Annotated in this window: 10 protein-coding genes and 1 riboswitch; of the genes, 4 read left to right on the forward strand and 6 right to left on the reverse strand. The window is 68.4% G+C overall.

Annotated elements, in window-relative coordinates; genetic code table 11:
• The first annotated feature begins 94 nt into the window (after positions 1-94).
• Both AC07NF_RS15360 and AC07NF_RS15365 read left to right on the forward strand, forming a co-directional pair.
• Positions 95-1,111, forward strand: a complete 1,017-nt coding sequence (locus tag AC07NF_RS15360; protein WP_494629221.1) for a LacI family DNA-binding transcriptional regulator — start codon at positions 95-97, stop codon at positions 1,109-1,111.
• On the forward strand, positions 1,108-2,037 hold the full coding sequence (locus AC07NF_RS15365) for an esterase-like activity of phytase family protein (protein WP_494629219.1): 930 nt from the start codon (positions 1,108-1,110) through the stop codon (positions 2,035-2,037). Before AC07NF_RS15360 ends, AC07NF_RS15365 begins: the two co-directional genes overlap by 4 nt.
• A 3-nt stretch (positions 2,038-2,040) precedes the next feature.
• Here the strand turns inward: AC07NF_RS15365 and AC07NF_RS15370 are convergent, their stop codons facing one another.
• The 4 genes from AC07NF_RS15370 to AC07NF_RS15385 all read right to left on the reverse strand — a co-directional run bounded on the left by AC07NF_RS15370 (position 2,041) and on the right by AC07NF_RS15385 (position 6,878).
• On the reverse strand, positions 2,041-3,147 hold the full coding sequence (locus AC07NF_RS15370) for a DNA alkylation repair protein (RefSeq protein ID WP_494629217.1): 1,107 nt from the start codon (positions 3,145-3,147) through the stop codon (positions 2,041-2,043).
• 134 nt (positions 3,148-3,281) lie between these two features.
• Entirely contained in the window at positions 3,282-4,859 is a 1,578-nt protein-coding gene (aceB, locus tag AC07NF_RS15375) for a malate synthase A (RefSeq protein ID WP_494629215.1), read from the reverse strand.
• Positions 4,860-5,007: 148 nt separating this feature from the next.
• On the reverse strand, positions 5,008-5,226 hold the full coding sequence (locus AC07NF_RS15380) for a hypothetical protein (RefSeq protein WP_494629456.1): 219 nt from the start codon (positions 5,224-5,226) through the stop codon (positions 5,008-5,010).
• 32 nt (positions 5,227-5,258) lie between these two features.
• Complete coding sequence (locus AC07NF_RS15385; RefSeq protein ID WP_492921004.1) at positions 5,259-6,878, reverse strand: isocitrate lyase; 1,620 nt, start codon at positions 6,876-6,878, stop codon at positions 5,259-5,261.
• Between the two features lie 165 nt (positions 6,879-7,043).
• On the opposite strand from AC07NF_RS15385, the gene AC07NF_RS15390 reads away from it, so the two are divergent.
• Positions 7,044-8,468, forward strand: a complete 1,425-nt coding sequence (locus AC07NF_RS15390) for a helix-turn-helix domain-containing protein (protein ID WP_494629209.1) — start codon at positions 7,044-7,046, stop codon at positions 8,466-8,468.
• On the opposite strand, the gene metE is transcribed toward AC07NF_RS15390, so the two are convergent.
• A complete protein-coding gene (gene metE / locus AC07NF_RS15395; protein ID WP_494629206.1) occupies positions 8,465-10,780 on the reverse strand; it encodes a 5-methyltetrahydropteroyltriglutamate--homocysteine S-methyltransferase in 2,316 nt (771 codons plus the stop codon). The two genes, AC07NF_RS15390 and metE, sit on opposite strands and share 4 nt — an antisense overlap.
• A gap of 114 nt (positions 10,781-10,894) precedes the next feature.
• Positions 10,895-11,124, reverse strand: a riboswitch (cobalamin riboswitch).
• A 162-nt stretch (positions 11,125-11,286) separates the two neighbouring features.
• Between metE and AC07NF_RS15400 the strand changes: the two genes are divergently transcribed.
• The gene (locus AC07NF_RS15400; RefSeq protein ID WP_494629201.1) at positions 11,287-11,982 is read left to right on the forward strand and encodes a Crp/Fnr family transcriptional regulator; all 696 of its coding nucleotides are present in this window, start codon (positions 11,287-11,289) and stop codon (positions 11,980-11,982) included.
• Here AC07NF_RS15400 and AC07NF_RS15405 read toward each other — a convergent pair.
• Complete coding sequence (locus AC07NF_RS15405) at positions 11,979-12,695, reverse strand: Crp/Fnr family transcriptional regulator (protein WP_494629198.1); 717 nt, start codon at positions 12,693-12,695, stop codon at positions 11,979-11,981. The two genes, AC07NF_RS15400 and AC07NF_RS15405, sit on opposite strands and share 4 nt — an antisense overlap.
• Positions 12,696-12,722 lie beyond the last annotated feature (27 nt).

Below are 12,722 nucleotides of genomic sequence, written 5' to 3' on the forward strand. Positions count from 1 at the left end.
TTCCGGAAGGGGCGGGTCCTCACGATCCGCCCCGATTCTTGACGCTGGCCATGAAAGGTTTCACGTCCTGGCTATCTCCCGACGGAATCCCCGCATGGCCAAGAGCGAAGACCCACCCAAATCCGCTATGGGGCGCAGAGCGACCCTCAAGGAGGTCGCCAAGGCCGCCGGCGTGTCGCTGGCCAGCGCCTCCTACGCCATCAACGGCGCGGGCTCGGTGGGCGAGGCCACGCGCGAGCACATCCTGAAGGTCGCCGCCGAGCTGGGCTATCGGCCCAACCAGAGCGCCAAGGCCATGAAGACCGGCAAGACCGGGGCGATCGGCCTGATCGTGCCGGACCTGACCAACCCGTTCTTCCCGGGCCTGGCGCAGGTGGTGATCCAGGCCGCTCGGGCCCACGGCTACAGCGTCTTCCTGACCGACACCGAAGGCTCGACCGAGGAGGAGCAGCGCGCGGTGAACCTGATGATCGACCACGGGGTCGACGGGGTGATCTGGTTCCCGATCGCCGACGACGGCCCGGTGGGCAAGCTGATCGAGGGCGTGCCGACGGTGGTGCTGGACCGCAACCTGCCGGGCTACGACGTCATCCAGGCCGACTATGCCGACGGCGGGCGCCTGGCGGCCGAGCATCTGCTGGCGGCGGGGCATGTGAACATCGGGGTGATCTCCGGTCCCCACGCCGCCTCCAGCGCCCGTCAACGGGCCGAGGCCGCCATCGCCACGGTGCGCGAGCGGGGCAACCTGGTCTGGCACGTCCACAACGCCTATTCGCTGGACCTGGAGCCCGAGGTCGCCAAGGCGCTGGAGAGCCGCACCGCGACGGCCGTGATCACCGGCGCCGACCTGATCGCCATCGGAGCCATGCGCCATATCCGGTCGATGGGCCTGGTGGTGCCCGACGACGTCTCGGTGGTCGGCTTCGACGACATCCCCTGGGCCCAGTTGCACACCCCGGCCCTGACGACGATCGACATGCCGGTCGAGGACATGGCCGCCGCCGCCGTCGAGGCCCTGATCCGCCGGATGAGCGCTCGCGGCGAGCCGCGCCGGCGGGTGGTGTTCAATGTCGAGCTGGTCTCGCGCGACAGTGTCCGCGTCCTGACGTGAACACGCTGCTCGGCCTCGTCCTGGCGCTGAAGCTGCTGGCGAGCTTCGAGGTTCCTGCGGGGACAGCCGTCGACGGCGCGCCGTTCGGCGGCATTTCCGGCATCGACTACGACCGGCGCACCGGCGAGTGGCTGATGATCTCCGACGACCGCTCGGACAAGGCGCGGTTCTTCGTCGGAAGGCTGGACGACAAGGCCCTGCGCCTGACCCGCCAGGTCCGGCTGAGGCCCGAGGCGGGCGAGCGTCCGGACGCCGAGGCGTTGCGGATCGACCCGCTGAACGGCGACCTTCTCTGGACCACCGAGGGCGATGCTCCGCACGGCTTCGATCCAACGGTGCGCCGCATGGATCGTGAGGGCAGGGCGAAGGGGGCGATCCCGACGCCGTTCAGCTTCCGCGACGGCGCGCGGCCGAACCTGACCTATGAGGGCCTCAGCTTCTCGCCCGACGGTAGGTGGCTGTGGCTCTCGATGGAGGCTCCACGCGTCCAGGACGGTCCGGTCAGCACTGTGGCGGCCGGCGGCGTGACACTGATCACCAAGCTGGATCGCCAGGGTCAGGTCTCCGCGCAATACGCCTACCGCCTCGACCCCATCCAGGCCGCGCCGGCCCGGCGGGGCGACAACGGCATCAGCGAGATCCTGGCGCTGGATACTCACCGCCTGCTGGTGCTGGAGCGCTCCGGCGTCGAGGATGCAGCCGGGCGGTTTGCCTATCACTGCCGGCTCTATGTCGTGGACGTGCGAAAGCCGCTGGAAAAGCGCCTGGTGCTGAACTTCGACCGCCTGGCTGGCGTGCCGACCGCCAATCTCGAGGCCATGGCCTGGGGACCCGTGCGCGAAGGTCGGCGGACCCTGGTGCTGATGTCCGACGACAATTTCGACCCGGCCGCGCCGACGTGGGTCGTGGTGCTCGGCGTGCGCTGAGGTTCAGATCGCCAGGTCGAACGCCGCCGTGGCCACGACCTGGCCGTTCACCAGCAGCTCGACCTCGTGGCGGCCGGGCGCGTGCTTGCGGGTGGTGAAGTCCTTGATCGTCTGGCGCAGCGACAGGTCCAGCCGCTGGCCAGCGGCGATCTGGACGACCTTCCACTTGAACACCTTGCGCGAGGCGCGGCCGCTGGGCTTGGGGTAGGTGATCGCATAGTCGACGACCAGGGTCTGGGCGCGGCCGCCGGTTTCGGCCAGGCGGGTCGACAGCGCGATCGCCTCGCCCAGCTGGATGGCGACGGGCGCGATCGTGAAGTGCTCGGCCCGCACGTCCGCGCCCTCGGTCGCGCCGATCACGGCCAGGGCGCGCGGCTCGCCCTGCTTGATCAGGCCGCGCAGGGCGTGCTTGGCGATCCAGGCGCTGCGCTTGTCGTCCAGCGGCCAGGTCTTGAAGTGCTTCAGGACCAGGTCGGGATGGTCCTTGGTGATGTCGTTGAGGTGGTTGGCCACCGACTTGCGGACATAGACGCTGTCGTCGGTCTTCAGGGCGTCCAGGATCGGCAGGGCCGGGGTCGGGTCCTGGACCAGCGCGTCGAGGCGGAAGGACCAGGGCAGGCGAGGGCGCGAACCTTCGCTGGCCAGGCGGCGGACATGCTCGTCGGGGTCGCGGGTCCAGGTCTCCATGATCTTCAGCGCCCGCGCCTGGTCCTGGCGCAGGAAGGGGCGGATGGCGAACTCGGCGCTGCCGTAGGGCGTGAAGGTCTTCAGCGCCGCCATCGACGTCTCGAAGTGGTCGAGGCCGTACAGGGCGACGTACTCAGGCGGGACCAGCGTGACGAAGCGGTGATTGATACGCGGGATCAGGGCGGTGAGGATCTCGACAGCCGCGTCGAAGTCCTTCGGCAGGGTCTCGCCATAGGCCTGCGCGATCTGGCGTAGCCGCTGCATGATCGACAGCGCGTCCAGGTCGTGGCTGGCCAGCTCCAGGAACCGGGCCGCGTCGAAGGCCGGATAGACGGCGACCGTCTCCTCCGCCAGGTGGCGCAGGCGGGCGCGGTCGAAGATCTCCTTCAGGAGCGGGGCAGGAGCGTCTTGGGAGTCGGTCATGGCCTGACGGCTATCCGACGCCGCGCCCGATAATGGCAAGAGCCGACAGGCAAAGACCCCGGCGCGCTGGGGGAGCACCGGGGCCTTCGGGGCGGATGGTTGTTGGTCTTGTCTCTCGCCCTGCGCTCTCTCGGTCAGAGCAGTTCGTAGGCCGGCAGGGTCAGGAACTCTTCCAGCGTGTCGGACAGCACCATGCGGGTGAAGAGCTCGGCGGCGGCCTCCAGGCGCGGCGAGCCGAAGTCGCGGCGAAGATCGGCCATCTCCTGGGTGAACAGGCTGACGAACAGCTCCGAGGTCAGCACGCGGCCGTCGTCCAGCGCCGCGCCCAGGCGGATCCACTGCCACAGCTGGGTGCGGCAGATCTCGGCCGTCGCGGCGTCCTCCATCAGGTTGTACAGCGGCACGGCGCCCCGGCCTTCCAGCCAGGCCTGGGTGTAGCGGACGCCGACGCGGATATTCTCGCGCACGCCGGCCTCGGTGCGGCCGCCTTCGTGCAGCTCCAGCATCTGGGCGGCGGTGATGTCGAGGCCCTCCAACATCTTGTCGCGCTGGTTGGCGGTCGACATCAGGCGGTTGAAGACCTCCATGGCCACCGGCACCAGGTCGGGGTGGGCGACCCAGGTGCCGTCGTGACCGGCCCCGGCCTCGCGTTCCTTGTCGGCCTTGACCTTGGCGAAGGCGGCCTGGTTGGCGATGTCGTCGCCCTTGACCGGGATCTGGGCCGCCATGCCGCCCATGGCGAAGGCGCCCCGGCGGTGGCAGGTCTGGATCAGCTTCAGCGAATAGGCGCCCAGGAACGCCTTGCCCATGACCATGGCCGAGCGGTCCGGGGTCAGGAAGGCGGGCGTGCGGCCCAGGCGCTTGATGAATGAGAAGATGTAGTCCCAGCGGCCGCAGTTCAGGCCGACGATGTGGTCCTTCAGCTCGAACAGGATCTCGTCCATCTCGAAGGCGGCCGGGATGGTCTCGATCAGCACCGTGGCCTTGATCGTGCCGACGGGCAGGCCGAGGACTTCCTGGGCGCGGACGAAGACGTCGTTCCAGAGGCGCGCTTCGAGGTGGCTCTCCAGCTTGGGCAGGTAGAAATAAGGGCCCGAGCCCTGTTCCAGCGTCGCCTTGGCGTTGTGGAAGGCGTAGAGGCCGAAGTCGAACAGCGCCCCGGCCACGGCCTGGCCGTCGACCTCCAGGTGGCGCTCCATCAGATGCCAGCCGCGCGGGCGGATCTTCAGCACTGCGGGGGTCGGCCCCATGGCGTACGACTTGCCGGACTTGGGGTCGACGTGGGTCAGTTCGCCCTGCCAGCGGTCCTTCAGATTGACCTGGCCCTCGACGACATTGGCCCAGGTCGGGGCGGTGGCGTCCTCGAAGTCGGCCATGAACACCTTGGCCCCGCAGTTCAAGGCGTTGATGATCATCTTGCGGTCGACCGGGCCGGTGATCTCGACGCGGCGGTCCAGCAGGTCGGCGGGGACCGGGGCGACGCTCCAGTCGGCGGCGCGGACGTGGGCGGTGTCGGCCAGGAAGTCCGGCAGCTCACCGGCGTCGAAGCGGGCCTGACGGTCCTGGCGGGCGGCCAGTAGCTCGCGACGACGGGCGTCGAAGCGGCGATGCAGGTCGGCCACGAAGTCTAGCGCTTCCGGGGTGAGTACTTCCGCAGCGCGGCCTTCGACCGGACCGGTGACCTGGATGTTGGCGGCGATGTCGAGCGGCATGGGAAGCTTTCCGTGGGTAGGCAGAAACAGATCTGAGAGGCGACTGCCCCAACTCCGCTCATCCCCGCGAAAGCGGGGATCCAAGCCGAGTTGGGATTTTAGCAGCCGAACGTCAGCTTGGGTCCCCGCTTTCGCGGGGATGAGCGGATTAGGAAGCGCCCTTTTCGCGGACGGTGGGGACGATCTGGTCGCCCCAGTTACCCGTTCCGTCGTGGTGGCGCGAGGTGCGCACCAGTTCCACCGAGTAGCCGGCGGCGATGGCGCGCTGCACGGCGTCGTTGAGGCGGTGGGCGGCCTCGGCGACCCGGTCCACCGCGCGCTTCTGGGCGTCGGTGTCGGGCATGGCGGCGGGGGCGAAGGCGGTCATGGTCATGGTCCTCTTCTGCTGGTTGCGGGCGGCTATTCGGCCGCGAACTGGTTCATGGTGTTGGCGTGGCCGCCGGCCTTCAGGGCGCGCTCGCCGGCGACCATCTCCTTGAAGGTGTCGCCCAGGTCCGAGCCGACCTCGTGCTGGTGCTTCACGGCCGAGACGCCGCGGCGAATCTCCTCGCGCTGCACCGTGTTGACGTAAGCCTGCATGCGCTCCTCGCCGAAGTAGCCGCGCGACAGCTCGTCGACGCTCTTGGCGGTGAGGTGGAAGGTCGGCAGGGTGATCAGGTTGTGGAACACCCCGGCGCGGGCGGCGATGTCGACCTGGAAGCGGGCCAGGCGTTCGTCGGCCTCGCGGCCCAGGTCGCTCTTGTCGTACTCGGCCGACATCAAGCTGTTGCCTTCCGGGTAGCTGTCCTTGTGGATCTTGCCCTCGGCGATCCACTGGTCGCGGACCTGCTTGCGCAGATTGAGCGTCCAGTTGAACGACGGCGAGTTGTTGTAGGTCAGCTTGGCGTTCGGCACGACCTTGCGGACCTCGGCCACCATCGAGGCGATCTCGTCGACGTTCGGGGTGTCGGTCTCGATCCACAGGAGGTCGGCGCCGCCCTGGGTCAGGTTGGCGATGCAGTCCTCGATGACGCGCTGACGGCCGGTGCCGTCCTGGAAGGCGAACAGGCCGTTGGGCATGCGCACGGGCTTGTGGAAGGCGCCGTCCTTCATGATCGCCAGCTCGCCGTCCTTCAGCGGGTTCTCCGGCGTGATGGCCTCGGTCTTCAGCCACTTGATGTAGTCGGCGGCCAGGTCGCCTTCGCCGGCGCTCACGGGGATCTTCTGGGTCAGGCCCGCGCCCAGGCTGTCGGTGCGGGCGACGATGACGCCCTCGTCGACGCCCAGTTCCTCGAAGGCCAGGCGGCAGGCGCGCAGCTTCTCGATGAAGTCCTCGCGCGGCACGGTGACCTTGCCGTCCTGGTGGCCGCACTGCTTGGCGTCCGAAACCTGGTTCTCGATCTGCAGGCAGCAGGCGCCGGCCTTGATCATCTCCTTGGCCAGCAGATAGGTGGCGTGCTCATTGCCGAAGCCGGCGTCGATGTCGGCGATGATCGGCACCACGTGGGTCTCGAAGTTGTCGATGGCCTTGATCGCGGCCTGTTCGGCGACCTGGTCGCCGGCGTCGCGGGCGGCTTTGAGGGTCTTGAAGAGGTCGTTGATGCCGACTTCATCGGCCTGGCGCAGCGAGACGTAGATCTCCTGGATCAGGTCGACGACCGAGGTCTTCTCGTGCATCGACTGGTCCGGCAGGTGGCCGAAGCGATTGCGCAGGCCCGCGACCATCCAGCCCGACAGATAGACATAGGCGCCCTTGGTCGTGCCGCGCAGGCGCTTGACCGACTTGATCATCTGCTGGGCGTGGAAGCCCGACCAGCAACCCAGCGACTGGGTGAACTTTGAGCTGTCGGCGTCGTAGGCGGCCATGTCGGCGCGCATGACCGGGGCCATGGCCCGGGCGATGTCCAGGTGGGTCGGGAAGGTGTTCTGCAGCTTCAGCTGGATGATGTCGTCGATGTCCACACCACCCGGCGCGACGCCGTTCGGATAGCGCGCCAGCAAGGCGTCGCGGTGGTCGGCATAGGTCTTGCGCTGCGTCATGGTCGTTCGATCCCACTACGGGGCCCGGGGCGTTGCGCCTTTGCGGGCCAAGGAAAACTCGTCCTGGTGAGCTAACGCTGCGCTGCGGGATGGGTCGAACCTATTGAAGGTGATTTGTCAAAGATCGACTTTGTAAAATCTGTAAAGTCGTGACAAGTTGACGAAATGGCGACAGGTGACAAGAAGCTCTTTCTGGGTGGGCGGCTCAAGCGGCTTAGGCGCGACCTTGGGGTGACCCAGGCGCGGATGGCCGAGGAGCTGGGCGTTTCCGCCAGCTATCTGAACCTGCTGGAGCGCAACCAGCGGCCGGTCACCGCCCAGCTGCTGCTGCGCCTGGCCGACGCCTATGACCTCGATCTGCGCAGCCTGTCGGCCGACGATCCCGGCGGCGGCGCGGGGCTGGAAGAGGTGCTGGCCGACAAGATGTTCGCCGACCTTGGCATCGGCCGGCACGAGGCGGCCGAGGTCGCCGAGCTGTCGCCGGGCCTGGCCGAGGCCGTCAGCCGCCTCTATCGCGCCTATCTGGATCGCGGCCGGCTGATCGATCTCGGCGCCTTCGAGCGCCCCGACGGGGCGGGGCCGGTGTCGGAGCAATCGCCGACCGACTGGGTCCGCGACCTGGTCGGCGCCCAGCGCAACCACTTCGCCGAGCTGGAGATCCTGGCCGAGAAGATCGTTGCCCAGCTGAAGGCCGATCCCCAGGACCTGGGCCCGGCCGTGCGCGAGCGCCTGCAGAGCAAGTTCGGCGTCCAGACACGGGTCATGCCCGTCGAGGTGATGACCGGCTCGTTGCGCCGCTACGACCATCACCGCAAGCGCCTGATGCTGTCGGAGACCCTGGCCCCGGCCAGCCGCATCTTCGGCATATGCTACCAGCTGGGCCTGATGGAGGGCGGCGAGGTGCTGTCGGACCTGACCGACCGCTTCAAGGCCCCCGACCGCGCCACGCGCCAGCTGCTCAAGGTGTTCCTGGACGGCTATCTGGCCGCGGCGATCATGATGCCGTACGAGCCGTTCCTCAGCGCCATGGAGGCCAGCGGCTACGACATCGAGCGGGTGCGGCCGCGCTTCGGGGTCAGCTACGAACAGGCCGCCCAGCGCCTGACCACCCTGGGCCGCTCGGGCTCGCGCGGGGTGCCGTTCTTCATGATGCGGCTGGACGCGGCGGGGAACATCTCCAAGCGTTTCGCGTCCGGGCCGTTCCCGTTCTCGCGCTTCGGCGGCGCCTGTCCGCGCTGGAACGTGCACGACAGCTTCAAGACCCCCGGCCGCATCGTCACCCAGGTGATCGAGACCCCCGACAGCGAGCGCTACTTCACCCTGTCGCGCACGGTGCGCCGGGTGTCGGGTCTGCACTCGGGGCTGGAGGACGAGCTGGTCGTCGGCTTGGGCTGCGAGCTGAAATATGCCGGCAAGCTGGTGCAGGCGCGGGGCCTGGACATCGCCAATCCCATCACCGTCGAGATCGGCCCCTCGTGCCGGATCTGCGAACGGCCCGCCTGTCCCCAGCGGGCCGCCGCACCGATCAACAGGACCCTGCTGGTCGAGGAGACCAGCAAGTCCCTGTCGCCGTTCCCGTTTGCCCGTTAGGCGGACGCGCGCGCCCGTCTAGCCGCCTCGACCATGTTGGCGACGGCCGCCTTGGTCTCGGGCCATTTGCGGGTCTTGAGGCCGCAGTCGGGATTGACCCACAGCTGGCCGGTCGACAGCCGCGCCTGGGCGGCGGTCAGTAGCTGCGCCATCTCCTCGACCGACGGCACGCGCGGGGAGTGAATGTCGTACACGCCCGGCCCGATCTCGGCCGGATAGGCGTAGCCGGCGAAGGCGTCCAGCAGCTCCATCTTCGACCGCGCAGTCTCGATCGAGATCACGTCGGCGTCCATCGCCCCGATGGCGGCGATGATGTCGTTGAACTCTGAGTAGCACATGTGGGTGTGGATCTGGGTCGCGTCGGCCACGCCCGAGGCGGTCAGGCGGAAGCACGCGACGGCCCAGTCCAGATAGGCGTCCCAGTCGGCGCGGCGCAGGGGTAGGCCCTCGCGCAGGGCGGCCTCGTCGATCTGGATGATCCTGGCGCCTGCGGCTTCCAGGTCGACGACTTCGTCGCGGATGGCCAGGGCGATCTGACGGCAGGCCAGTTCGCGCGGAACGTCGTCGCGGACGAACGACCAGTTCAGGATCGTCACCGGCCCGGTCAGCATGCCCTTCACCGGACGGTCGGTCAGGCTCTGGGCGTGCTGCCACCACGCGACCGTCATCGGCTTGGGCCGCGAGACGTCGCCGAACAGGATCGGCGGCCGCACGCAGCGCGAGCCGTACGACTGCACCCAGGCGCTCTTGGTGAAGACGAAGCCCGACAGCTGCTCGCCGAAGTACTGGACCATGTCGTTGCGCTCGAACTCGCCGTGCACCAGCACATCGAGGCCGGCCTCTTCCTGCCAGCGGATGGCGCGCTCGGTCTCTTCGCGCAGGAAGGTCTCGTAGGCCGCGTCGGTCAGCTCGCCCTTGCCGTGGGCCGAGCGGGCCTTGCGGACCTCCTCGGTCTGCGGGAACGAGCCGATCGTGGTGGTGGGGAAGGCGGGCAGGGGCAGTTGCTGTTCGCGGCGGCGGTCGAAGGCGGCATGGCGCTTGGCCATGGCCTCGGTCGTGGTCGCCAGGCGCGCGGCGACGGCGGCGTCATGGATCTTGGGCGAGACGCGGCGGGCCTGGGCGGCCTTGGCGCTGGCGTCCAGTTCGGCGGCGACGCTGGCGCGGCCGTCGTTCAGCGCCTTGGCCAGGACGGCCAGCTCCTCGATCTTCTGCACGGCGAAGGCCAGCCATTGGCGGACTTCCGGATCCAGCGCGGTCTCGAGCGAGAGATCGATCGGCGTATGCAGCAGCGAGCACGACGGGGCCAGCACGATGCGGTCGGCGCCGCGCCGGGCGACGACGGGCTCCAGGCGGTCGAGCAGGGCCGGCAGATCGGCGCGCCAGACATTGCGGCCGTCGATCACGCCCAGCGACAGGACCAGGCTCTCACGACTGGCCGACAGGGCGCGTTCCAGCTCTTCCGAGCCGCGAACCAGGTCCAGGTGCACGCCATCGACCGGCAGGTTCACGGCGGTGGTCAGGTTCTCGCCATAGCCGCCGAAATAGCTGGTCAGCATCAGGCGCAGACCCGGCGCGGCATGGGTCAGGGCGCCATAGGCCCGGCGCAGCTCACCGCGCTCGAAGTCGGTGAGGTCCAGCGCCAGGCAGGGTTCGTCGATCTGCACCCAGTCGGCGCCGGCGGCGGCCAGGCCCTTGAGCACCTCAACATAGACCGGCAGCAGGGCCGACAGCAGCGACAGCGGCTCGAAGCCCTCGTCCTTGGTCTTGGCCAGCTTCAAAAAGGTCACCGGACCCAGCAGGACCGGGCGGGTCTGGATGCCTTGCGCCTTGGCCTCCAGGAACTCGTCGACGGGCTTGGTCGAGGACAGGGCGAAGGCCTGACCGCGCGACACCTCGGGCGCCAGGTAGTGGTAGTTGGTGTCGAACCACTTGGTCATTTCCTGCGCCGGGACGCCGGTCTTCGGACCGTGGTCGTGACCGCAGGGGGCGAGCTCGACGCCCTGGCTGCCGCGCGCCATGGCGAAGTAGGTGTCCGGCGACACCGGACCGCCGGTCCAGCCGTAAAGCGCCGGGATCGCGCCGACCAGGACGCTGGTGTCCAGCACCTGGTCGTAGAACGAGAAGTCGTTGGACGGGACGTGGTCCGCGCCTAGGGCGAGCTGGCGGCTCCAGGTCTGGGCGCGCAGGTCGGCGGCGACGCCCTGAAGGGCGTTCTGGTCGACTTTGCCCGACCAGTAGCGCTCGAGCGCGGTCTTCAGCTCGCGCCGGGGGCCGATGCGGGGAAAGCCAAGGGTGGCGACGGTGACGGTCATCTTGAAAAAGCCTCTGCCGGTGTTGTGGCGAGGCTGATCGGGACGCGCGCGGACGAGCGCGCACGGAGGACCGGTCGCGCCTTAGGCATGCGACCTGACCGGACACCCCGCCGGAGGACGTTATCTGTCGCGGCAGGTCTCCTGGCTCACGGGTCAATGCTGCTGTCCGGGCCTTCCCGATACGCCGCCGAACCAGCTTGGGCGCATCAGTGACACGTAGTGGACAGCCGCTCGCCGCTTACAGTTGCGGGGGCAGCTCCGGTTTCACACCGAATTCCCATCTTAGCCCCAGAACGTAAGCGAGCACGCGAACGCCCCAGGGAACCACGACACATTCATGGTGGCCTCGACCGGTGCGCGAGTCAATTGGGATATAAAGATATCCTTATATCCAATCGCGACATGCCTATCAGATGATAAAGACCGGGGTCAGGCTCGCTGATAGGGACATAGCGAGTAATGACAATCTTCACGGTACGGCGAGTTTCGGTCGGGGCGGACGTCCCATGGTAGGTAGCCCCTCGCAAGGGGCGGCCGAGAAACCGTATGTTCGCCGGCTCAAGCGTTATGGTCCGCTTCTGGAAGAAGACGTGGCGGCGCTGGAAGCCCGGCTGGGGCGCGTCGAGACCTATCCCACAAGCAAGAACCTGGAACTGACCGGCTCGCCACCGATGTTCCTGCTGTCGGGCTGGGCGTGCCTGGCCCACACGCTGCGGGATGGCCGCCGCCAGATCCTGGCCTTCCTGCTGCCTGGCGACGGGATCGGTTTCGATCTGCTGACCCGTTCGCAGCGCTCGGTCGAGGCCCTGGCCCTGACGCCGCTGAAGGTGCGTCGCGCCCAGCCGGGCTTCATCGCCGGCACGGAGCGGCTGGGCCGGGTGTTCGCCGGCGCGGCGGCGGCGCAGCAAGGACGGATGATCGACCAGATGGTCCGGCTTGGACGCCAGACCGCCCTGGAGCGTATGGCTCACCTGTTGCTGGAACTCCACGGCCGTCTCAGCGAGATCGGCGAGGTGCGCGGCGAGACGTTCCACCTGCCGCTGAAGCAGGAGATCCTGGCCGACGCCCTGGGGCTCAGCCTGGTGCACGTCAACCGCACCCTGCAGCAGATGAAGCGCGACAAGCTGATCGACATGCGCGGCGCCCAGGTGACCCTGCTGGACCGCGCCGCCCTGGAGGCGGCGTCGGACCAGAGTTCCTAGATCGGTTCCTTCTGCAGACGCAGATAGCCGGGATCGAACTCGGCTAGCTCAGCCAGGCGCGCCCAGTCCAGGATCTCGACCTTCTGGTCGCGCCAGGTGATCAGCTCGCGCCGGCGCAGGGTCTGGAGCGTGCGGTTGGCGTGCACGACCGAGAAGCCCAGCACCTCGCCCAACTCCTGCTGGGTCAGGGGCAGCTCCATGCGCATCTCAGTGGCCAGACCGACGATCTCGAGCCGCAGATAGAGTTCGCAGATCAGGTGGGCCAGCCGGGCCGGACCGTTCTGGCGGCCCAGGGCCAGCAGCCACTGGCGGTGCACCGCCGCGTCGACCACGGTCTCCAGCCACAGCAGGCGGGTCAGGTGAGGATGGCGCTCGGTCAGGGCCTTCAGCGCCTCGTGCGGCACGTCCAGAACCACGCAGGTCGAGAAGGCGTGAACGCCGTGGTCCAGATGCTTCATGACGAAGCCGTGCAGGTCGATGAAGTCGCCCGGCACGCTGACCTCGGTGTATTGACGGGCGCCGCTGGCCAGGGCCGAGAAGCGTCCGCACAAGCCGGAGATCAGCAGGCAGCTGACCTCGACCCGCGCCGCGAAGCCGATGACGTTGCGCCCGGCCCGCACCTCGCGGCGGCGAACGGGCAGGGCGCGCAGGGCCTCGCGCTCGACCTGGCTGAGATCATCGCGCCGTTCGAGTTTCCGTATGAACGGATCCATCTGGCCGCCGGCTGTCATGCATGCAAG

The sequence above is a fragment of the Caulobacter sp. GW821-FHT10A06 genome (genome assembly GCF_059415805.1).

Coding starts and splice junctions, on each gene's coding strand:
- AC07NF_RS15360 (WP_494629221.1), top strand. CDS start 95: ATGGCCAAGAGCGAAGACCCACCCAAATCCGCTATGGGGCGCAGAGCG.
- AC07NF_RS15370 (WP_494629217.1), bottom strand. CDS start 3,147: ATGACCGACTCCCAAGACGCTCCTGCCCCGCTCCTGAAGGAGATCTTC.
- aceB (WP_494629215.1), bottom strand. CDS start 4,859: ATGCCGCTCGACATCGCCGCCAACATCCAGGTCACCGGTCCGGTCGAA.
- AC07NF_RS15380 (WP_494629456.1), bottom strand. CDS start 5,226: ATGACCGCCTTCGCCCCCGCCGCCATGCCCGACACCGACGCCCAGAAG.
- AC07NF_RS15385 (WP_492921004.1), bottom strand. CDS start 6,878: ATGACGCAGCGCAAGACCTATGCCGACCACCGCGACGCCTTGCTGGCG.
- AC07NF_RS15390 (WP_494629209.1), top strand. CDS start 7,044: ATGGCGACAGGTGACAAGAAGCTCTTTCTGGGTGGGCGGCTCAAGCGG.
- metE (WP_494629206.1), bottom strand. CDS start 10,780: ATGACCGTCACCGTCGCCACCCTTGGCTTTCCCCGCATCGGCCCCCGG.
- AC07NF_RS15400 (WP_494629201.1), top strand. CDS start 11,287: ATGGTAGGTAGCCCCTCGCAAGGGGCGGCCGAGAAACCGTATGTTCGC.
- AC07NF_RS15405 (WP_494629198.1), bottom strand. CDS start 12,695: ATGGATCCGTTCATACGGAAACTCGAACGGCGCGATGATCTCAGCCAG.